Below are 20783 nucleotides of genomic sequence, written 5' to 3' on the forward strand. Positions count from 1 at the left end.
CCCTACGCCACACCGCCCGCGACTGCCGCAGACCCCTGACCGCCCTCGGCCTCACCGGATGAACCCGGACAGAACGCGATCATGCAAGGGACCCTGGATCATCAAGGCCCTCCATCGCGCCTCCGGAAACCCAGAGCCCTCGCCCATCACGCAACCGCCGGTCCTGGCGGTCAGCCACTGTCTGTGGGACTCGGTCGGGTTCCTGGGCTTCTCGACCGACGACCTTCAGTTCAAGGACGACGGAATCATCCGGCCCGGTGTGCGACAGTTCTCGGCCCGGTTGTGGAACATCCCCGACGGCGAGGACTGGGTGGCCATCGCCCAACGCTCTCCGGCGGTGATCAAAAGGCAGTACTTCAACAGGCCGACCCGCATCGTGGACAAGGGTGCCCTGGGTCTGTGGGGAGAGTTCGACGTCCTTGAGACGGATGACGTTCCGGCTTGGTACTGGGGTCACATGGAACCGGTGGAGGGGGGACCGTCAGGGTTCACGCGGTACCGGTCGCGCCTGTGGGGGCTCTCCCTCAGCGACGACTGGAAGGCCGGCGCGAGGCAGACCCCGGCGCTGATCGAGGGGCACTACTTCGACCAGCCGACGGAAATCGAGGACCTGGGCGTCGGCGGTCTCTACGGTCTGTTCGACGTCAGCCACGAATCGAGCACCTCACCCGCGCTCGTGGCGCAGGCCATGGGGCCCAACGACTGCTCCTACTGTCTGATCGACACCCTGCCTCCGCAGGGCAACGTGGTACGGGTGAATCTGACGACCACGATGCTCGTCAGGGAGGGCACGCCCTACCTCTACTCGGTCGTCACGCGGGACGACGACTCGGTCGACTTCCCCGACGGGGTCGTCATGACCATCCAGGACCCCAGCGGGACCACCTACGATCGCGACATCCAGGACGACAACCAATTCGTCATGATGTCCGGTTCCTCGATCCGGTGCCTGATCATCAAGGACCCCGAGCCGGGCAACTGGACCATGAGGATGAGCGTGCCGAGCGATGCCGGGTTCCGCTGCGAATGCAACACCGTCCCGGACGCGGACGTCTTCGACACCATGGTGGAAACCTGGCAGCAACTCGCGGAGAACCAGGGCATCGCCACTCGGGACGTCAGCGGGGGCCAGATCGCGGCATACCTGGCCGTGGCGGCGACAACGCTCCTGCTTCCCTTCCCGCTGGGGCTCGCCGCCAGGGGCCTGATTCTGGCCGTCACCGGGGTCGGGTGGCTGGGGTTCACGCATTCAGGGACCAAAGCGGCAGTGTCGCAGAACATGACAGAAGTCGCAGGAATCCTGTCGAAGGTGATGAAGGACCTGAAGGAAGAGGGATTTTCCGCGCTCGGAAAGTACGTCTACTTGGTCGGGAAGAACATTTCCTACGAGGAGTACCAGGTGATCCTCCGGTACCCCGCCAACCTCTTCCAGTGGCTCGGGGTGCACCGCAGGGTGTACCAGGTCGTCGAGCACATGACGGACGCGGAGGAGCAGAACGCCGTACGTCACGTGTACTGGCAGTGCCTGCTCAAGAAGAGGCTGGGCGAGGAGTTCGCCATCGCTATGGGGGACGCGCACGAGCGTGGCCGCCCGGGATCCGACGCGGACAACAGGGCGGACGAGATCAACAACGGTATCGGTCTTCGTCTGGCGGACGAAGTGGAATCCGAGGAGGAGTGCCTGCAACGCGCCCGCGAGATGTGGGCGGCAGGGCAGCTGGCCAAGCGAGTCGACCTGGAGGCGGACCCGACCTGATTCCGGCGTCGCTGTCCGAGCCGCAGGCAGTGGGGTCGCCGCCCAGCGGATGGGCGGCGCCCCCGTCCGGCGCGCAACACCGGCGAGCGCGCGTCGATTCCCGGCAGCGGCCGCACCGTCCGTCCCGCCTCCGGGTCTGTCAAACGAGCGGCCCTGTCTCACTTCCGGTGGTGACGGAGAGTCGCGAGGGCCGTTGACATCCGTGTGAAGGACGCCGACGAGCTTCTGGCTACGGTGTCCTCGGGGCTGTCCCCGCTGGTCACGGAGGACGTGACCGATGAGGGGCGAAGAAGGCCGCAGCCCCGCCCACTCCCGCCACCGTGCTCCCCGCCGAAGTGGTGGCGCTGGCCGACTCCCTTCACACTCCCGCCCGGGGCGGCCGGGTCGTCGACCTGGCCGCCCTGCGGCGGCGCGTCACCTCCCGCTGCCGAGCGTGGGCTTCGTGCCACTACGCCGCCGCCGCACGCGACCTTCCCGGGACCCTGGCCGACGGGCACCGCACCGCCGCGGCGAGCAGCGAAACCGCGGTGCTGCTGTCCCGCGCCTACCAGCTCACCGCGTCCCTGCTGTTCAAGTACGGGACGCTGGCCCGTACCCCGGCCGTCCTCGCCGCCGACCGGGCCCCGGCCGCCGCCGAGACCTCTGGGGACCCCGTGGCCATCGGCGCGGCCGCCCGGCGGGTGGCCCACGGCCTCATACACCAGCAGCGGTACGCCGCCGCGACCGACTACGCCACTGCCAGGGAGCGGCAGGCGCGGCATCAGCGATTCGGCCGGGCATCCGGGAACCTCGCCGACCCGGCCGCCGCGTTCTGGAGCATCGGCCTCGTCTTCGCGTTAGAGCGGCGGCTGGAGGACAACCCTGCCCGGCAGCGGTACCTCGCCATCCGCAAGGAGATGTTCGAGTTCATCGCGTCCCGGTTGCGCGCCTCGCACCAGGGGTGACGGACGAAGTGGCGGCAGAGCCGGCGCACGACACGACGGTCATGGGGCGGTCCCTCACCGACGGTTTCCGAACGGCCGCGGCCGCCGGTGACGACACCGACTTCGCCCGGTACGCCAAGCGGCGGCCGACGCGCTCGAGTCCTTGGTCTCCGCCCGCCTGCAGGAACACGCGGAGAGAGCCTGACGGAGAGCCAGAGGCGGACGCCCGTCCAGGCGCCGGCCGGGGGCTTCACCGGGCCGACTTCAACGGCGCCGAGTGGGCCGTCGCCAACCGGCAGCACGTGGCGACGTGCTGCCGGCCGCTGACCGCAGCGGTCGTGTGACGTGCTGCTCGTGATCGCCTTCTCGGCCTCAACCGGCAGGCGACGCACGGAAAGGGCCTCGCCCCGGACAACGCTCGAACCACCCAAGGGCTCGGACGGTCAGAACGTGCCTCGTCGACGGGGCGGCGACCCGTTGTGCGCCGATGACGGTTTGCCGGCCGGGCGCCGTGGCTGGTTCGCGACACCGACAGGACCTGACGTGACAGCAGCAGGTCGGCGTCTCACTCCCGGCCCTGTTCGCCGGCCAGGAGTTTGTCCCGTATGCCGAAGATCAACGCCCCCACTGCCGCCGGGCACCGCGCCCAGCGGCGCGAGGCACTGATCGGGGCGGCGAGCGACATCCTGGTGAACGAGGGCGCCGCCGTCACGCTCGCGGCGGTCGGCGCTCGCGCGGGCCTGATCGCCGGAATGCCGCACAGGGTCCTCGCCGTCGTCGACGGCGGCGCCCCGCTCCACGCGGTCGCGGAGCACACCCTCGTCCTGGTGCGCCGCTGCCTTGCTCCGCTCGGCAGCATGGTCCACGCACCAGAGGAAGGTCACTGAACGTCCTTCACTGTGCCGACGAGGGACCTGGGCTTTTCAGATTGCGGCGTGGCGGGCTCGGCGGAAGGCCGAGCCCGCCACGCCGGCTCCTCACCGGAGCCGGACTCGTGTCATGCCGTCAGCGCTGCAGTGTCAGCAGACCCGGACGGTAGGGCAGGAGGCCGTAGTCGCCGCCGGAGTTGGGGCTGCGTCCCTGGTAGAGCAACTGCAGATTGCAGGGATCGACGGTCATGGTCTGATCGGGACTGGTGCGGATCAGTTCGCCGTGGCTGATGTCGTTGGTCCAGGTGGCGCCACTGTTGGCCTTGCCGGCGAAGGGGTTGCTTTCGGTCGCGGCCTGGGGTGTCCAGGAGCCGTTCAGGCTGGTGGCCGTGAAGGAGCGGAAGTACCGGCCCTGCGAGCCGATCGCCTCGACGATCATGAGGTAGCGGTTCTGGCCCTGCAACTTGTAGACCTGCGGGGCTTCGAACAGGTTGTTCGTCGTGTCGCTCATGACCACTGTCGAGGTCGAGCCAAAGCTGCCCGGGAAGTTCCCGATCGGCATGCTGGCCCGGTAGATCTTGCCGTTGTCGCCGGCGAAGAACAGGTACATGTTCGTGCCGTCACCGATGAGCGTCTGGTCAATGGGCCCTGTTCCGGAGTCGGAGATGCTTCCGGAGAAGAGCACCTGCTCGGACGACCAGCCGTTCGGGTTGGTGGGGTCGCTCGACGTCCGGTAGGAGAAGGCGGTCCTGCCCCACTGGTAGGCGAGCACCCAGATGTTCTTCGGAGCGAAGTAGAAGAGCGTGGGTGCGACGGTGGAGTTGGACATCGTGTTCTGGCTGGCCGAGGCCATCTCCGACCAATTGCTGAACAGGCCGAAGTTCATCGAACCCCACCTCGTCCCCGTGTCGTGCGTGGTGGCGTAGACGAGTTGTTTGCCGTTGTAGGGGGCGACGGTGAAGTCCTTGAGCGAGACCCACCCCTGCTTGGGCTGCGCCAGCGCGCCCGTCGATGTCCAGCGGTAGGTCGACGGAAGATCACACGAGCCGGGGGTTTCGGTGCCGACCTTGACGAGCTGCCACTGCTGGTTGGTGCCGCCCCAGTCGTCGTACTGGACGATGTTCGCGTTGTCGGCGGTGGAGGCACCTTGCACTTCGAGGGCCTTGTTGCTGTGGCGCGAGATGAGCCTCACGTAGCCGTCCGAACTGTCGGCCAGCCGCCACTGCTGGTTGGTGCCGTTCAGGTCGGTCCACTGGACGATCGAGCCGCCGTTCGCGGTGGACCAGTTGTAGACGTCCAGTACCTTGCCCGAGTGGCGGGACTTGATGCGGTAGTAGCCGCCTCCGGCATCGACGAACTGCCACTGCTGCTGGTTCTGGTTGTTCCTGGTCCATTGGGTGATGCGGGCGCCGTCGTCGGTCGCCATGTTGTAGACGTCCAGGGCTTTGCCGCTGTTGCGGTTGATCAGCACATACGAGGCGTTGGGGTCTACGGTCGCGGCTTCGGCGGGCTGGGCACCGAGGAAGGCGGCGGCCAGCAGCAAGGAAACGAAGACGCTGAGTAAGCGCCTTGGGTGGGCTGGAGACGAGTGGCGAAGCCACATCAGAGGGCCTCCTTGGGGGGCGGGGGTGAGGTGACACCGATGAACCGTGGAACGGCCGTGCCGGGGGGCAAGGGCAGGTTCGAAAGTTTCGAAGGTGTCCCGGTTCTGTGACGCCACAAGCTAGGAAGGTGGGGCCTTCCGGTCAAGGCCTGTCGCCGAGTTGTCCGTAAACGCTTGCTTCCCCTAGGACGCGACAAGCCGCCACGTCGGCCGGACCCCCGCGAGTTCACGATGCGGCTCGCCGGCCAGGGATCCGCCCGGCTCGCGAAGATCCGAAAGTTTCGCACGTAGGGCGAAAATTTTCCGCGTCACGAGGGTTGACGAGACGCTGTCAACTCCTCAATATCTTGTCTGAGCAGTCGACCATAGTTCGATATTTCGAACGTCATGGTCCTGTGCGGACTGCGCTGTACGGCAGAGCCGCGCACAGCAGCACGACAGATCCGCACGCCGAAACACCTGCGCCACCCCGTTTTTCGTTCCGGTGAGGCTCACCCCGACGCACCCTGACGCCTCGTGCAGGCGGAGAGGTGTGCGACGCCGCGTGACGCCCCCGGCTGAGCAGCGATGGAGTACCCCCGTGCCTGTGTCGAAAGGCCGCTGCCGCCCGGCGTACGTCACTCGGCGACCGACCGGGCGCCGTCCGTGCCGGTCGAGACCCTCCCGGCTCCCATGACCGCGGTTTCCGGTGGTTCCGTTATTCCTACCTTGGAGGCACAGCCATGGGCTCTCATGCCCTTCCCAGATCCTTTGTCCGGCGGAAGCTCCGCGCTCTGCTGCCGGCGCTGGTCGCCGGCGTCCTCGGTGTGGTCGCCGCACTGGTCGCGCCACCGTCCGCCCAGGCCGCCGAGAGCACGCTCGGCGCCGCGGCGGCGCAGAGCGGCCGCTACTTCGGCGTCGCCATCGCCGCGAACAGGCTGAGCGACTCGACGTACGCGACGATCGCGGCCCGTGAGTTCAACTCGGTGACGGCCGAGAACGAGATGAAGATCGACGCCACCCAGCCGCAGCGGGGCCAGTTCAACTTCACCGCCGCCGACCGCGTCTACAACTGGGCGGTGCAGAACGGCAAGGAGGTGCGCGGCCACACCCTGGCCTGGCACTCCCAACAGCCCGGCTGGATGCAGAGCCTCAGCGGCAGCGCACTGCGCCAGGCGATGATCGACCACATCAACGGCGTGATGAGCCACTACAAGGGCAAGATCGCGCAGTGGGACGTCGTGAACGAGGCCTTCGCCGACGGAAATTCGGGAGCCAGGCGCGACTCCAACCTGGAACGCACCGGCAGCGACTGGATCGAGGTCGCCTTCCGCACCGCGCGCGCCGCCGACCCGTCCGCCAAACTCTGCTACAACGACTACAACGTCGAGAACTGGAACTGGGCCAAGACCCAGGCCATGTACCGCATGGTGCGGGACTTCAAGCAGCGCGGCGTGCCGATCGACTGTGTCGGCTTCCAGTCGCACTTCAACAGTGGCAGCCCCTACAACAGCAACTTCCGCACCACCCTGCAGAACTTCGCCGCCCTCGGCGTCGACGTGGCCGTCACCGAACTCGACATCCAGGGAGCCTCGCCCTCGACCTACGCCGCCGTGGTCAACGACTGCCTGGCCGTCTCCCGTTGCCTCGGTGTCACCGTCTGGGGCGTGCGCGACAGCGACTCGTGGCGTTCGGAGCACACGCCGCTGTTGTTCTACAACAACGGCAGCAAGAAGCCCGCGTACACCGCCGTCCTCGACGCACTCAACGGCGGCTCCACCACTCCGCCGCCCGGGGACGGCAACACGATCAAGGGCGTCGGTTCGGGCCGCTGCCTGGACGTGCCCAACGCCAGCACCACCGACGGCACCCAGCTCCAGCTGTGGGACTGCCACAACGGCACCAACCAGCAGTGGACGTACACCGATGCCGGCGAGCTCAGGGTCTACGGCGACAAGTGCCTGGACGCCGCCGGCACCGGTAACGGTGCCAAGGTCCAGATCTACAGCTGCTGGGGTGGCGACAACCAGAAGTGGCGCCTCAACTCCGACGGATCCATCGTCGGCGTCCAGTCCGGCCTCTGCCTCGACGCCGTCGGGGCCGGCACCGCCAACGGCACCCTGATCCAGCTCTACTCCTGCTCGAACGGCAGCAACCAGCGCTGGACCCGCGCCTGACAAGGCCCGCCACCGACGAAAGGGTGAATCGGTGACGGCCTACGGTGCGGCTTCCCCCGCCCCTCCACGAGGTCGTCGCTGACGGTCACGGGTCGCCGCCGTGATGGCGGCGACCCTCGTGATCGGCCTGCTCGCCGCAGTGAATCCGGCACCCGCTAAGGCGGCGCAGTGGACACCGGTACCTGGTACGCCCTGGTCAATCGCAACAGCGGCAAGGCGCCGACCCTCCTTTGCCGCGGCCGCGGCCGGCTGCCGGCCAGGCCGGACCGGCGAAGGCAAGCCCGTCCGCGGCGCCGAGGGGTGGGCACCGCGGGCGGGGAGCCGGGGTGGGAGCGCGGCCGTTGCGGGCCAGTCGGTGGGGGTGACTCGTTCCGAGAGGAGGGGCTGGGCCGTAGGAGCGGTTCGGCAAGGAGCCGGTTGCCCGGAACACCATGGTGACCGCGCCGCTGCGAGAGGCACCGAGCACCCCGCCGACGAAGAACCCGGACCGGCCACGATCGTGACATCTTCCGCTACCGAGACACACCAGAGCCTTTCGTCAGGCCCGGAGCGGTTCATCCCCCACCGGCTGGAAACCTTCGCCTGTCCGGGGCGCGGCGGTGGGAAATTCACGGACAGGCGCGTGAGGTTCTGGGGAGGTGGGGGCGCCCGCCCGCCATGACCAGGTGCACTTTGCGCAGGACCTGGAGGTCGTCGAGGGGGTTGCCGTCCACGACCAGGAGGTCGGCGCGGTGGCCGGGGCGGAGCAGGCCGGTGTCGTGGGCGATACCGAGGGCTTGGGCGGTTTCGTGCGTGGCCAGGTCGATGATCTCGGCGGTGGAGTAGCCGATGTGTTGGAAGAACTCCAGGCTGGAGACGAAGTCGTCGAAGACGGCTCGGCTGATGCCCGCGTCCGTCCCGGTGATCAGCCGCACCCCCTGCTCGCGCATCCAGCGCATCCGGGCGAACATCTCCTCGGCGCGCTCGGGGCCGAAACGCTGGGCGAAGCCGCGCCAGTCGGGGCTGGCGGCCGGGCAGACCGCGATGCCCCTGGCCGCCATGGTGGTGACCAGGTCCTCGCGCACATCGAACCCGTCCCGGCCCATCCAGGTGCAGTGCTCGATGGTGTCCACGCCGGCGGCGACCGCGGCGGCGATTCCCGCGGTGCCGTGGGCGTGGGCCGCGACCGGCAGCCCGGCATGGTGTGCCTCCCGGACGATCAGGCGCAGTTCTTCCTCGGTGAACTGCGCCTCCCAGATTGCGGGGCCGTCTTTGGTGATGCCGCCGCCGGTGGCCATCACCTTGATCAGGTCGACTCCGCGTTCGATGTTGCGGCGGACCACCGCACGGATGGCGTCCGCTCCCTTCGCCTGGCCGCCGAGAAACCAGCAGTGGCCGCCGGGCGCCGTCACCGGGGTGCCGGCGGCCAGGATGCGAGGGCCGGGGCTCTGTCCGGTGGCGATGTCCTCGCGCAGTCGGACGGCCAGTCCGTTGCGGTCGCCGAGGTCGCGTACCGTCGTGATGCCGGTGTCCAGCAGCCGGAGCGCCCGATCGGCCATGGCCTGACCCAGCGTCGTGTCGTCCGTGCTGGCCAGACCGGAGACCGGGTCCGGCCCGGCGTCCAGCACCAGATGCACATGGGCGTCGATGAGTCCGGGCAGCAGCGTGCTGTTCGGGTAGAAGAATCGGGTGAGGTCATGCGGAGCGCGGGCTTCGATGTCCGCCCGGGGACCGACATCGGTGATGATGCCGCCTTGGACGAGCACCGCGCCGTCGACCAGCCGGTGGCCGCGAGGGCCGAGCAGTATGCGTTCTGCCGAGACGATGGTGTCCATCGGGTGTTCCTTCTGATGGCGAGGGCGGTTACAGGGCGTCGGCGCCACCTTCCGCGCCCCCTACTACCACGGCGAACAGCCCGAGGACTACCGGCAGTTCAACCGCGACCACGCACGACTGAGAGCCCCGGCGAACGCGCCTTCGCCCGACTCAAGTCCTGGCGCATCATGCGCGGAGCACGCTGCTCGACCCGCCGCGTCAGCCGCACCGTCCAAGCCATCCACACCCTGATGACCTGCGGCTATTCAGGATGAAAGAGGCTCAGTGTCCGTCGCGGAGGCGAAGTGTGTCAGCGGTGAATGCGGGCGAGGAGGAGTTCTTCGAGGAGTTGTGAGACCACCGGAGGAACTTCCTCCTCGTTCTTCTCGTATTCCGTGACGGTGAGCCCGGTCAGCGAGAAACGAGCGGCCAGCGCACGGACACCGTGGACGAGCTCGTGTGGCGCGAGGCCGTTGGGTTCCGGTGTGCCCACCGCGTCGAAGATTTCAGGGTCGAGAACGTCGAGGTCGACGTGGATGTGGACGGCCGTCGCGCCGGTGTCAGTCACGGCCTGCACCAGGGGGTCGGGTGTGGCCAGTTCCTGCACTCCGACGCATCGGATCCCTGTCCGCTCGATGAAGGCGTGCTCGCCCGGGTCGAGGGAGCGCGTACCTGCCAGCACCACCTGCGTGGGCCGGAGGGGACGATGTGGCACCAGCTCTGCCGGGCCACTGCCCAGGAGGGTGCGGAGGACCATTCCGTGAAAGGCACCGGAGGGAGACGACGCAGGAGTGTTGAGATCCCCGTGGGCGTCGAACCACACCACCGTCACTCGGTCACCGTGCGCTTCGATTGCGGCCTCGATCGGTGCGAGGTCGACCGCGCAGTCACCGCCCAGCGTGACCGGGAACATACCCCGGACCTCGGCAAGAGCCTGCCGTGTCAAGTCGAGGTTGTGTATCAGGGAATCGAGGGCGCGGACACCGTCCCTGGCAGGTCCAGCGTCCGCGGCCGTGTCCACCACTAACCGCCGTGAGGCCGGGACGAGCTCGGCGAGGGCGATGGCGCCCTCTCTCAGGCTGCGGGCATGCGGGGTGGGGGAGCCCTGCCACTGCGGGACCGCGACCACGGCAACGTCGGACATCCGAGCCCCCCGAACGAGATGCATCATATTGCATGGTCCAGCATAGATTTGCATTTGTGGGCGGGAGGTGCAACAGCGTCGGCCGATTCAAACGGCCCGCGAGACGGGAACCGACCCGGCACGCCGCCATCATCGGCCGAAAGAGGAAGGAACCGTGGACGGGAGGAATCGGACGCCCACGCCCTCGGACGGCCTCGCCTGCGCCCGCGGTGTGGCCACCGCTCCTCCAGAGGCGCTTTCCGGGCGGGTGTCAGGGGGCACAACACGGCCGGGTGCGCCAGGGCGGCGGTGCCGGCACCGATGAAGACGGTACCGCCTGCATGACCGGCAAGGCGACGGTGACGGCCTTGATGCGCCGGCCAGGACGGGCCGATGCCAGGCCCGCGCTTTGGACGGTGATCGTGTCCGCCGCCGGTCCCTGGCATCGTGTCCTCGGCCGGCTCCGGGCTCGCGCGGATACGGTCGGTGATATCGACCGGGTTGACGCAGATCGACTCCATCATCGCCTCCGACCCGCGGGCTGCGACCGGCCCGTTCGCGTTCGGCGGTGGTGAAGGGAACGACTGGGGCGAGGCGATCGCGCAGCGTCGGGGCGGACGACCGCGTACGGGTGGCCGTCGGTGAGGACGGGAACCGCCATGACGAACTCCCGGGCACCGAACGCAAGCCGGGGAAAGAGCCGAACAAGACCAAGGAACGGCTCGCGAAGGTGGTCACGGGAAACAAGAGGCTGCGGGCGGGGATCGCAGCCTTCGCGCAGGCCGTGAACGTGCCCGAGCAGGGAACAGCCGGCTCCGCAGAGACCCCGTTCTGACCCGCAGCCCCGTCCTCGTTTCGCCGGACGGCCGCCCGTACCCTCACGGGGTGCAGGCCTCGGCGATCGACAGGCTGTTCTCGTAGAGGTGGTGTCGGGTGATCCGGCCGTCCTCGACGGTGAGGCGCAGCGCGAACGGGCCCGCGAAGGACTTTCCCGTCGCGCGTACGGTCCCCGACAGGTGCCCCGTCAGAACGGCGTCGACGCCGTCGACGAGAAAGGCGTCCACGGAGGCGCGCGCGTCCTCGGGCACGGTGTGCTCCATCAACTCCGTGAACTGGGCGGCGCATTCAGCAGCGGTGGACCGCGGACGGATCCACGGGACGGCGGGGTTCTCGGCGAGCAGCCAGTCGACCTCGTCGGCGAAGAGCTCAACGAGCCGCCCGGTGTCCCCGGCCAGCCGGGCGGCAAGGAACTCCTGCACGACGGCCCGGGTGGCCTCGGCGACGGAATCCACGGTGGTGGCTGGAATCGCCGTACTGGTGGTGGACGTGACGGACATGGCGTTCTCCCTGCGGTTGCGGCCGGATCCCGGCGGGGGTTCCCGCCGATGTGCCTGATCCTGCCGAGAGAGGGGGAGTCGGTCGATTACCCCGAAGGTAATGAGTGGCCGATGCCGCACCTTGCCGACTGTGGCATGCGCGGCGACCGCGACCTCGGCCTTGAGGGCTCCCGCCGAGGGAAGAAAGTCCGCACCACCGTCCGGGCGGCGCGCGAGCACGGCGTCGCCGTCGAAAGCCTGGCGGCCCACTGCGCCGATGACCTTCCCCAGGCCGGCCTGCTCTTCGGCTACGGCACCATTCGCACCGAACACATCACCGGCGGCCTCCGGCTGCTCGCCCGCTGATTCCGGGACGAGTGGGCGAGCCGCAGATCCCGGTGAGTACCCGGGGCAGCCCGCTGGTACCCCGGCTCACCGGTCGCCCGGTCCGCACTCCCGATCAAGTGCACCCTCCACCTCGACCGGTGCCCGACCACCGCACCGGAGCGTTGACGGGGTGCGGCCCCGGTCACCCTCATGGGCCAGGCCGCCATGCCGCTCCCCGGGGCAGCCGAGGCCGGTCTCCCGTTCCGGCCGCGGTCCGGGCCGGGTGGGGCTCCGTTCATCCCACCCGGCCCTGCAGGCAGACACCCGCGGCCTTCTACGTTCATCGCATGCCAAGGGTGTTCAGAGCGGCGACCACCGGCTCCGGGGCCGGCTTGGCCCGGCGTGCGATGCGTCGGATTCGCGTCAGCGGAGTGGTCGGCAGTCGCCGGCGACTGCCGACCACTCCGCTGTGGCCGCGGGGCACACTCCCCCAGCCTCAGCCTCCGGCCGGGGGCACCCCCACACCCGGCTCGCGGCCGGGTTCGGCATCGGAACCACGACCGCCTACCGCCATGTCACCGAGGCCGTCGAGCTCCCGGCCGCCCTCGCCCCCGGCCTGGCCGACGCGGCGCGGGCCGCGTCGGCGAAGGCTTATCCGATCCTGGACGGCATGCTCCTGCCGATCGACTGGGGGCACCTTCCCGGCCGGAGGCCGGGGGACATCGCGGCGGACCGGCCGTTCTACTTTGGCAAACACCAGAAGCACGGCATGAACGTGCAGGTCCTCGCCGATCTCCTCGGCCGGCTGCTGTGGGCCTCACCGGCCCGGCGCCGTCCACGACGTCCGCGCGGCCCGCGAACACTGGGGGTCGCCCCCTCCGGGGACATCGTCGACGCCCTCGCCGAGGCCGGCAATCCCGTGCTGGGGAGACAAGGGTTACCGGGGCGCCGACGGCACGGTCCGCATCCCGTGCCGGAGGCGGTGGGAGACTCTTTCCGCAGGCCAGAAGGCGGTGAATCGCTCCCACGCGAAGATCCGGGCCCTCGCCGAGCAGGCCGCCGCCCCCTCACGTCCTGGCGGCTCCTCCGCAGGCTCCGCTGCTCGACCACCCGGATCACCGGCCTCGTTCAGGCCGCCCTCGCCCCGCATCTGACCAGCTCAGAGTGAGGATGGAAAAGGCTCAGTGTCTCGTGTGCCCAGGATCAGGAACCAAGACCCACCTGCCCAAGAGGTTCACGCCGGACGCCTGCGGCAGAACCGGATCCTCAACGAAGTGTTCGACATGGGCGATCCGCTGAAGCTGATGCGCCTGTTCGGCATCACGGAGAAGACCGCCATGCACTACATCGGCGTGGCCCATGCGGAGAAGACCGCCCAGCATCCCCGGTGACGGCCGGTACGAGAACGACAGCGACGGGGCCGCCCGGAGCCACCGGGTGCGCTACACGCTCGCCACGAAGCTGGAGAACGAGCTCGTCGAGGCTGCCGACGAGGAACAGCTGCACAAGACGACCGCCCGCTACGGCCGCGCGTCGATCCGCGCTGACGACATGACACGGGCCGGTGACGGAACGGCTCGACTTGTTCCAGATGGAGTTCCATCAGCCAGCAGGGCCCGACCCGGCTCGGCGGTCATGCCGGCACGGGGGCTCGAGCAGAGTGAGCGCCGAATGAGCCGGTTTTCCCTCCGCCGGGGGCATGGCGCTGAGGCTGCGCAGTCGTTCGTTGCGCTGCTCCAGGGCCTGGGCGGTGGTGGGGAAGAGGGTGGCGCCGCCCTGGCCGACCAGCCCTTGGTTCGCGGTCACGAACTGTCGGGTGTCGCGTTCATAGGCGGCGAAGCCCGCGCCGTGACCCCGGTCCGCGAGGCAGCCGGCGAGCATGTACGCGCCGACGAGCGCGAGGCTGGTGCCCTGTCCGGTGAGGAACGAGGGCGCGTACGCGGCGTCGCCGACCAGCGCGACCCTGCCGTTGGACCAGCGGGGCATGTGGATCTGGCTGACCCCGTCAAAGAACAGGTCCTCCGCCTCGCGCAGGGCCGCCAGCATGCCCGGGACCTCCCATCCCGCGTCGGCGAAGACCTCGGCGAGCAGGTCGCGCTGGGCTTGCGGGTCCTGGAACGCGTCCATGGGCGGCTCCGGCCGGGCGAAGTTCAAAAAGGCGTGCACCTCGTCGTCGTCCCCCACGGCGTAGAGTGCCGCGGCCCTGCCCGGGGCGTTCCACATCACGGTCTCGTGGGAGAGCCCGAAGGTGTTGCGCATGGTGAACACAGCGAAGCAGTAGCCGAGGTAGCGGTGGAACCGCTCTTCAGGGCCGAACAGCATCTCCCGGGTGCGCGAGTGCATGCCGTCCGCACCGAACACCATGTCGAACGTACGGCTGCCGCCCCCGCGGAAGGTGACGTCGACCCCGTGGTCGCTCTGGTCGAGGGTGTCGATGGAGTCGCTGAACAGGAACTCCACGTCGTCACGGACCGCCGTGTACAGCGCTTCCGTCAGATCCCCGCGCCGTACCTCCAGATCCCGTCCCGCGACGCCGCCGGTGACGGCATGCGGGTGCAGGGAGGTCACCTCGCTGCCGTCCGAGTCGAGGAAGGTCAGCCGCCGCAGGTCGATGTGCGCGTCCCGCAGCCGCGGCAGGATCCCCATCCTCCGGACGACTTCCAGTGCGGTGCCACGCACGTCGATGGGATAGCCACCCCCACGCGGGGTGGGCGCCTTCTCCACGACCGTGACCGCGTATCCGTAGCGGTTCAGCCAGAACGCGAGGGCGGGCCCCGCGATGCTGGCCCCGGATATCAGGACCTTGCGCCTCGGCGTGCTACGGACATCCGTCAGCTGATCGGTGAGGGTCATTCCTTGACTCCTTTGGGCATGGTGCGAGTGACGAACAGGGCCAGCGACGTGACGACGCCGGCTAGGACGAAGCCGGTGACATAGGCCGATTCGGCCGCGACCTTCGACCCGGAAGGGGTTGCGGCGGTGAGGAGCGCACCACCGAGCTGCCCGCCCACGGCGTAGCCGAGCACGCGGCTCACCAGGATCAGACTGGTGGCGATGCCGGTGTCCTTGGCATCGACGGCCGTGGCGGTGCTGGTCATCATCGCCGTGACGCACAAGCCGTTGGCCAGCGCGATCAGCGCCTTGCCGACGACGACGTGCCAGACCTCGGTGTGCACGGACGCCAGGACGACCAGGGAGACGGCCGTCATGACGACCCCGGTGTTGACCACGGCACGCGAGCCGAAACGCCGGTCCCCGATCCCGCCGAGCGGCCCGGCCAGCGTCGCGGCGACGACGCCGGGCAGCAGGAGGAAGCCGATCTCGGTGGCGCTGGCGCTGAATCCGTACCCGTCGCCGCGCTCGTCGAGCAGCTGCGGAACGAGATAGGCCGCCATCGAGGTGCCGAGGCAGATCACGAATGTCAGCGCACACGCCTTCCAGATCGCGGGCCGTGCCAGCATGTGCAGATCGATCACCGGAGAGGCCGCGCGCCGTTCGACGGACACCCAACCGGTGACGAAGACGGCCAGCAACACGACGAGGGCGCCGAGCACGAGTGGTTGCGAGGCCGCTTCGGGCGCCAGCGCGAGTACGAGCATGAGCGTGACCAGCATCCCGCTCAGGAGCAGCAGGCCGGGCCAGTCGATGCCGGCGTCGTCCGACCCGTCCGGCTGGTCGGACGGCATGAGCCTGTTCACGAGCAGGGTGGCCCCGATGACCGCGATCGTGGGCAACGCGAACATCCAGTGCCGGGAGAGTTCTTCCGCCACCGGCCCGGCCGACAGCATGCCGACCATCCCTCCCCCGACGAAGAGTCCGCTGACCACCCCGATGGCGACCCTCGACTCTCCCGGAGGCAGGTTCTTGCGCATGACGATGAACGACAGGGGAAGCGCGCCCACCATCGCCCCTTGCAGCACCTGCCCGAGCAGCAGCACGGGCAGGTTCGGGGCCAGGGCGGACACCGTGCCGCCGACCGCGACGACCGCCATCAGCCGGATCAGGACTCGTTTCCCTCCGTAGCGGTCGCCGAACTTGCCTGCCAACGGCGTGACGAGTGCCCCGGTGATGAGGAGCACGATGCTGAGCAGCGCCCCTTCGGACTGGCTCATGTCCAGTTCGCGTTCCAGGAGCGGGATCGTCGGTGACACCACCGACTCCAGAGCGCCGGTGGACAGTGCCAGTAAACCGAGGGCTCCGACAGCGGCCTTCCCGATGGGGACCGGGGGGGCCAGGGGTGTGGTCATGGGCGTCCTTTCCGCAATTGCCGGGTGAGGAAGGGGACAACGGGGGGCGCGCACGGCATGTGGCGCTGCCGCCCCGGATGGGCTAGGACCAGCGGCGCAGCGCGGCCCGGGCCGGCAGCGTGACCGCCGGCAGGGCCAGGCCGCCGGCGGCGACCGCGAAGCATCCGTACGCCAGCGGGGGCACGTACGGCATGTCACCGGTCACACCGTTCATCATCGGGATCAGCGTGGCCGCGGCGATCGCGGAGCCGAGGACCAGGCCCACCACGGCGACCAGCAGGCCCTCCCAGCGGAGCATCGTCATCACCTGACGCCGGGTGGAGCCGACGAGACGCAGCATGCCCAGCTCGCGGCGGCGGTCCAGGACCGTCATCACCAGGGTGTTGACCGCGGCGACGGCGGCGAACCCGCCGAGGACCGCGGCCATGGTGTTGTTCATCCAGGCGCCCAGCTTCGCGTCGCGGTTCCGCTCGGCGGCGTGGCCGGAGGCGTCGGTGACCTCGCCCAGGGCGGTGAGCGACTTCTCCGAGCCGCCCCGTACCAGGAGCGTGCTGTCGAAGCCCGAGGTGACGTGCCCGGCCAGGGACGCCCGGTCCATGGTCACCGTGGCCAGGCCGGGGCCGCGGCCGTAGACCGCGACGATCTCGGGGCTGACCTCCGTCCCGTCGGGGAGGTAGAGCGGGAGCCGGTCGCCGACACCGGCGTCCGCCGAGGCCGCCAGGGTCTTGTCGATGGCGATACGCCCCTCGCCGAGCCGGTCGAGGCTGCCGTCGCGTACGTCCAGATCCTGCACCTTCGCCAGCTCGGCGCCAGAGCCGGTGACGCCCTGAGTGGTCGCGCCCTGGAGCGACTTGGACTCGCCGGAGCCGGTCGGCACCAGCACCTGCGTGTTCAGCAGCCCGACGGCCGCCTCCACGCCCGGCGCGCGGGCGGCGCGTGCCGCCGCGTCCGCCGGGAGCCCGGCCGGGTCCGTCACCACGTGGTCCGCGGTGATGCCCGCGCGCAGCTGCTTGTCGGCGGCGTGGGTCTCGCTCGTGTGCATGAACAGGAGGGTCGAGGAGAAGGCCACGGCGAGCACGATCGGGGTGATCGCGGAGGCGAGACGGCGGGCGTTGGCACGGGAGTTGGCGGCCGCGAGCTCGGCGGGCGGGCCCGCGCCGCGCAGCGGGAGGCCGAACAGACCGGCGCACAGCCGTGCCACCAACGGACCGAGCAGGGCGACGGCGAGCATGAAGAGCATGACGACGCCGAGGGCGGCGCCGGCCGCGTCGTCCCCGGCGGAGCGGGCGGACACGCCGGTGAGGATCGCGCCTCCGACGAGGGCGCCGACGCCGAGGAGGGTACGGACCAGACCGGGCCGCAGCCGCTCCACCGACGTGTCCGACAGCGCCTGCCCGGGCTTGATCCTCGCGGGTCGGCGCCCGGCCATCCAGCCTGCGCCGAGCGCGGTGAGCAGCCCCATGACGACGGCGGCGAGCAGCGGAAGCCCGGAGACGTGCAGGTCCACGGCGCGCGGGATGGCGTCCCGGTCCTGGAGCTGCCCGAACCACCAGTGGGCGAGCCCGATGCCGGGCAGGCAGCCGATGATCCCGGCGAGCGGCGCGACGAGCAGTGCTTCGGAGGCGACCGCGCGGCGGACCTGCCGCGGGGTGGCGCCGACGGCGCGCAGCAGGGCGAACTCGCGGGCCCGCTGACCGACCGAGAGCGCGACGGTTCCGGCGGCCGTGAAGACCGCGACGACGGCGGCGATGCCGCCGAAGGAGCCGCCGATTCCGAAGAGCGTCACCTTGGCGTACCCGAGGCCCGGGTCTTCGACGGCACCGCGGTCGTCGCCGGTGTGGACCTGGACGCCGGAGCCGGCCAGGGCCTGCTTCACGGCGCCGGCGAGGGCGTCGGCGTCGGTTCCGTCCTCCGCCAGCACGACGACGGCGTCGGCCTTGCCGGGATGCCCGGCGAGCAGGGGGGCCTGGGTGTCGGCGAACCAGGCCAGGGCGCCCGCGTCGCCGAAGCCGCGGGCGGTCTCCGCGGGGCCGGCCTCGGCGACGCCGGCGACGCGGAAGTCCTGCCGGCCGGCGGCGGTCTCCAGTACGACGGTGTCGCCGACCGCGGCGTGCGCGGCGCGGGCCGTTCCCGCGTCGAGGACGACTTCCCCCTCGCGGGGTGCGGAGCCGGTGGTCAGCGAGGTGCCGGTGAAGGCGTGCGAGCCCCATCCGTGCGCGGTGAGCACACCTCCCGGAACAGCCAGTGCACGGGCGCCGGCGTCCACCGCACGCACCGGGAAGGTGAAGTCCGCGACGGCGGTGGCCGCACCCGGCGCCCCGGCGGCCTTCGCAGCCAGCCCGGCGTCCATCCGTGCCGTGTCCGGCAGGGGCGTCGCCTCCTTCTCGCGGTCCTCGCCGCTGCCGGTGACGACGTACTTGTTCTGGTCCGCCGCCGCGACGACCGGCGCGTTCGCGTACCGTTCCGGCGGCACGGAGGCGCGCAGGCTGGTCTCGAGCAGGATTCCGCAGGCCGAGACGATCAGTGCGGACATCAGCAGCGCGAGGAAGGTCCCCGCGAAGGACGCGGGCTTGAAGCGGACGGCCTCACGGGCGAGCCCGTTGGGGCGCCTCATGCCGCCGCCCCCGCCATCGCACCGGAGCGGGAGGCGCGCGAGGTGAGCACGGCCATCCGTGCCGCGATCTGCTCCACCGAACCGCGCTCGAGGTGGTCGGCGAAGGCGCCGTCGGCGAGGAACAGCACACGGTCGGCCCAGGCGGCCGCGGCCGGGTCGTGGGTGACCATGACAACGGTGGCGCCCAGAGCGTCCACCGCATTGCGCAGCAGGCCGAGGACCTCGGCGGCGGTGCCGGTGTCGAGGGAGCCGGTGGGTTCGTCCGCGAAGATCACGTCGGGGCTGGTGACCAGGGCGCGGGCGACGGCCACGCGTTGCTGCTGACCGCCGGAGAGCTCTCCGGGCCGGCGCTTCGCCTTGTCGGCGAGTCCGACCTGGGCGAGCACCGCCTGCGCCTGGCGCCGGTCCTGGCGCTGCCCGGCCAGGCGCATGGGCAGCAGCACGTTCTGCTCCACGGTCAGCGACGGCAGCAGGTTGAACGCCTGGAAGACGAAGCCGAGGCGGCTGCGGCGCAGCTCGGTGAGCTCGTTCTCGCTCATGCCGGTGATCTCCGTGCCGCCGAGGCGCACGGATCCCGCCGTCGGCCGGTCGAGCCCGGCAGCGCACTGCAGGAAGGTGGACTTGCCGGACCCGGACGGGCCCATGACCGCGGTGAACGTGCCGCGCGGCAGGGCGAGGTCGATGCCCGCAAGGGCGTGCACCATGCCCGGCCCGCGGCCGTACTGCCGCCGGACGTCGCGCAGTTCGACGGCGAAACCGGGCGTGGCGGCCGGGACCTCGGGCCGGTCGTCCGCCTTCTGCCGCTTGCCTCTGCGTAGCCTCATGTCCCGTCTCCCTCTCACGTGCACCTTCTGTGACGGGTGAAGAGTGCGGGGACGGCTGAGCGCCGGGCGTCATACCGGGGAGCCAATGTGGGGGTGCTACCGCGGTAGGGGGTGGAGGAGGGGCGGGGGCGGGTCCTACTCGCCCGCGGTCACCAGCCCCGACTCGTAGGCGAAGACCACCGCCTGGGCGCGATCGCGCAGACCGAGCTTGGTGAGGACGCGGCTGACGTGCGTCTTCACCGTCTGCTCGGGTGATGGTGCTTGTCGGGTGCGGCGGCCCCGAGCCGCCGCACCCGACAAGCTGTCACCGACGGCCTCGGGTGGCCAGCACGCTTGCCAGGAGGAACGGGCCAACGCCGCCCACGGCGACCGCGGTCTCTCGGACCGTCGGGTGCTGGTGGAATACATAGCCGAGGAGCGCGAGCGCGAGAACACCCGTGACCAGCCGGTGCAGCAGCCGGTCACGGCCCGGGTCCGGGTCGGGGATGCGCGGCGGGGTCGGCTCGGGGATCTGCGACGGGTTCGTCGGCTCGGTCATGGTCATGATGTGCTCCTTCTAGTGGTGTCGGGCGTGCGCCCATCGCACGCGTGTGGTGGACAGCTGAGGTGCTCCCGTCCCCTCGCGCCCTGGGCAGGTGACGGGACAGGACTGGCCCCGCCCCCGAAGTTCTCCAAGGGCGCGGCATTCGGTGGACCGACCGTGCAGGGTGTGGGGGTTAGCTCCGCAACCCCGCCCGCCGGTTCGACTTTCCTGCTCGCTCGTTATGGGTCGATGGGCCGGGAGCGCTTGGGCGGCATGGTGGAGGAGGCAGCCCTTAACTCCGCAACCCCCTTCTTACCTGGCCCTTGGCGGGCGGGTGACGGGCACGCAGAAGGCCCCATCCGTGCATGGATGGGGCCTTGAAGGGGCTGCTGGGCCGGGTGCCTGATGCGGAAGTTTCCGGGCACGCCCAAAGCGCCCACCACTTCAGCCCTGAAAATTTGGAGCGCAAGCGGTTCCTGACGCCTGGTCCACGATGACCGGGCGCCCTGTGGTTCTTAGGCTGCCGAGGGGGTGTTTGCCTGGGAAGCATGGTGGGCAAGGGGTGGCGCGTGCAAGGACCGCAGGTGGGTGGGGTGGTCCCTCTGTTGGGTGGACCGTCTGGTGCTTGCCTGGGTGTTCGGCGTCTTCCTTGCTCCTACGCTCCCAGTTCTTCCAGTGCCTTCACCCGCTCGGCCGGCAGCTTGGCCC

General features: G+C 70.0%; 15 protein-coding genes and 4 pseudogenes. 9 read left to right on the top strand and 10 right to left on the bottom strand.

Annotated features, from left to right (window positions below):
• Positions 1-58 precede the first annotated feature (58 nt).
• The 3 genes from ABD358_RS27975 to ABD358_RS27985 all read left to right on the top strand — a co-directional run bounded on the left by ABD358_RS27975 (position 59) and on the right by ABD358_RS27985 (position 3566).
• Positions 59-1756, top strand: a complete 1698-nt coding sequence (locus ABD358_RS27975; RefSeq protein WP_344633960.1) for a DUF6973 domain-containing protein — start codon at positions 59-61, stop codon at positions 1754-1756.
• Between the two features lie 320 nt (positions 1757-2076).
• Positions 2077-2700 carry a hypothetical protein gene (locus tag ABD358_RS27980; RefSeq protein ID WP_344633961.1) on the top strand — a complete coding sequence of 208 codons (624 nt, stop codon included), beginning with the start codon at positions 2077-2079 and terminating at the stop codon, positions 2698-2700.
• Between the two features lie 584 nt (positions 2701-3284).
• The gene (locus tag ABD358_RS27985) at positions 3285-3566 is read left to right on the top strand and encodes a hypothetical protein (protein WP_344633962.1); all 282 of its coding nucleotides are present in this window, start codon (positions 3285-3287) and stop codon (positions 3564-3566) included.
• Between the two features lie 118 nt (positions 3567-3684).
• Here ABD358_RS27985 and ABD358_RS27990 read toward each other — a convergent pair whose 3' ends face one another.
• A complete protein-coding gene (locus ABD358_RS27990) occupies positions 3685-5151 on the bottom strand; it encodes a non-reducing end alpha-L-arabinofuranosidase family hydrolase (RefSeq protein WP_344633963.1) in 1467 nt (488 codons plus the stop codon).
• A gap of 722 nt (positions 5152-5873) precedes the next feature.
• Here ABD358_RS27990 and ABD358_RS27995 point away from each other — a divergent pair.
• The gene (locus tag ABD358_RS27995; protein ID WP_344633964.1) at positions 5874-7307 is read left to right on the top strand and encodes an endo-1,4-beta-xylanase; all 1434 of its coding nucleotides are present in this window, start codon (positions 5874-5876) and stop codon (positions 7305-7307) included.
• 608 nt (positions 7308-7915) lie between these two features.
• On the opposite strand, the gene ABD358_RS28000 is transcribed toward ABD358_RS27995, so the two are convergent.
• Positions 7916-9121 (bottom strand): amidohydrolase family protein, encoded by a 1206-nt coding sequence (locus tag ABD358_RS28000; protein ID WP_344633965.1) that lies wholly within the window; start codon positions 9119-9121, stop codon positions 7916-7918.
• Positions 9122-9152: 31 nt separating this feature from the next.
• Here ABD358_RS28000 and ABD358_RS28005 point away from each other — a divergent pair.
• Positions 9153-9376, top strand: a pseudogene (locus tag ABD358_RS28005) (transposase family protein); the annotation flags it as partial.
• Between the two features lie 35 nt (positions 9377-9411).
• On the opposite strand, the gene ABD358_RS28010 reads toward ABD358_RS28005, so the two are convergent.
• Positions 9412-10245, bottom strand: coding sequence for an arginase family protein (locus tag ABD358_RS28010; RefSeq protein WP_344633966.1), 834 nt, complete (start codon positions 10243-10245; stop codon positions 9412-9414).
• Positions 10246-10855: 610 nt separating this feature from the next.
• On the opposite strand from ABD358_RS28010, the gene ABD358_RS28015 reads away from it, so the two are divergent.
• On the top strand, positions 10856-11059 hold the full coding sequence (locus tag ABD358_RS28015) for a hypothetical protein (RefSeq protein ID WP_344633967.1): 204 nt from the start codon (positions 10856-10858) through the stop codon (positions 11057-11059).
• Positions 11060-11102: 43 nt separating this feature from the next.
• On the opposite strand, the gene ABD358_RS28020 is transcribed toward ABD358_RS28015, so the two are convergent.
• Positions 11103-11561, bottom strand: a complete 459-nt coding sequence (locus ABD358_RS28020) for a nuclear transport factor 2 family protein (protein WP_344633968.1) — start codon at positions 11559-11561, stop codon at positions 11103-11105.
• Between the two features lie 48 nt (positions 11562-11609).
• Between ABD358_RS28020 and ABD358_RS28025 the strand changes: the two genes are divergently transcribed.
• From ABD358_RS28025 to ABD358_RS28035, 3 genes and pseudogenes are all read left to right on the top strand, one after another.
• Positions 11610-11906, top strand: a complete 297-nt coding sequence (locus ABD358_RS28025) for a hypothetical protein (protein ID WP_344633969.1) — start codon at positions 11610-11612, stop codon at positions 11904-11906.
• Between the two features lie 472 nt (positions 11907-12378).
• A pseudogene (locus tag ABD358_RS28030) lies at positions 12379-13035 on the top strand (transposase family protein); the annotation flags it as partial.
• A gap of 260 nt (positions 13036-13295) precedes the next feature.
• Positions 13296-13418, top strand: a pseudogene (locus ABD358_RS28035) (IS21-like element helper ATPase IstB); the annotation flags it as partial.
• Between the two features lie 51 nt (positions 13419-13469).
• Here the strand turns inward: ABD358_RS28035 and ABD358_RS28040 are convergent.
• The 6 genes and pseudogenes from ABD358_RS28040 to ABD358_RS28065 form a co-directional block, all read right to left on the bottom strand.
• A complete protein-coding gene (locus ABD358_RS28040; RefSeq protein WP_344633970.1) occupies positions 13470-14720 on the bottom strand; it encodes an FAD-dependent monooxygenase in 1251 nt (416 codons plus the stop codon).
• Complete coding sequence (locus tag ABD358_RS28045) at positions 14717-16114, bottom strand: MFS transporter (RefSeq protein WP_344633971.1); 1398 nt, start codon at positions 16112-16114, stop codon at positions 14717-14719. The genes ABD358_RS28040 and ABD358_RS28045 overlap by 4 nt, the downstream gene beginning before the upstream one ends.
• Positions 16115-16196: 82 nt before the next feature.
• Complete coding sequence (locus tag ABD358_RS28050) at positions 16197-18728, bottom strand: ABC transporter permease (protein WP_344633972.1); 2532 nt, start codon at positions 18726-18728, stop codon at positions 16197-16199.
• Positions 18725-19552: an ABC transporter ATP-binding protein gene (locus tag ABD358_RS28055; RefSeq protein WP_344633973.1), complete on the bottom strand. Its 828-nt coding sequence runs from the start codon at positions 19550-19552 to the stop codon at positions 18725-18727. The genes ABD358_RS28050 and ABD358_RS28055 overlap by 4 nt, the downstream gene beginning before the upstream one ends.
• Before the next feature lie 135 nt (positions 19553-19687).
• Positions 19688-19801 (bottom strand): annotated as a pseudogene (locus ABD358_RS28060) (LuxR C-terminal-related transcriptional regulator); the annotation flags it as partial.
• A gap of 55 nt (positions 19802-19856) precedes the next feature.
• Positions 19857-20096, bottom strand: coding sequence for a hypothetical protein (locus tag ABD358_RS28065; RefSeq protein ID WP_344633974.1), 240 nt, complete (start codon positions 20094-20096; stop codon positions 19857-19859).
• Positions 20097-20783 lie beyond the last annotated feature (687 nt).

Source organism: Streptomyces glaucosporus, assembly GCF_039533345.1.
Lineage (GTDB): Bacteria > Actinomycetota > Actinomycetes > Streptomycetales > Streptomycetaceae > Streptomyces > Streptomyces glaucosporus.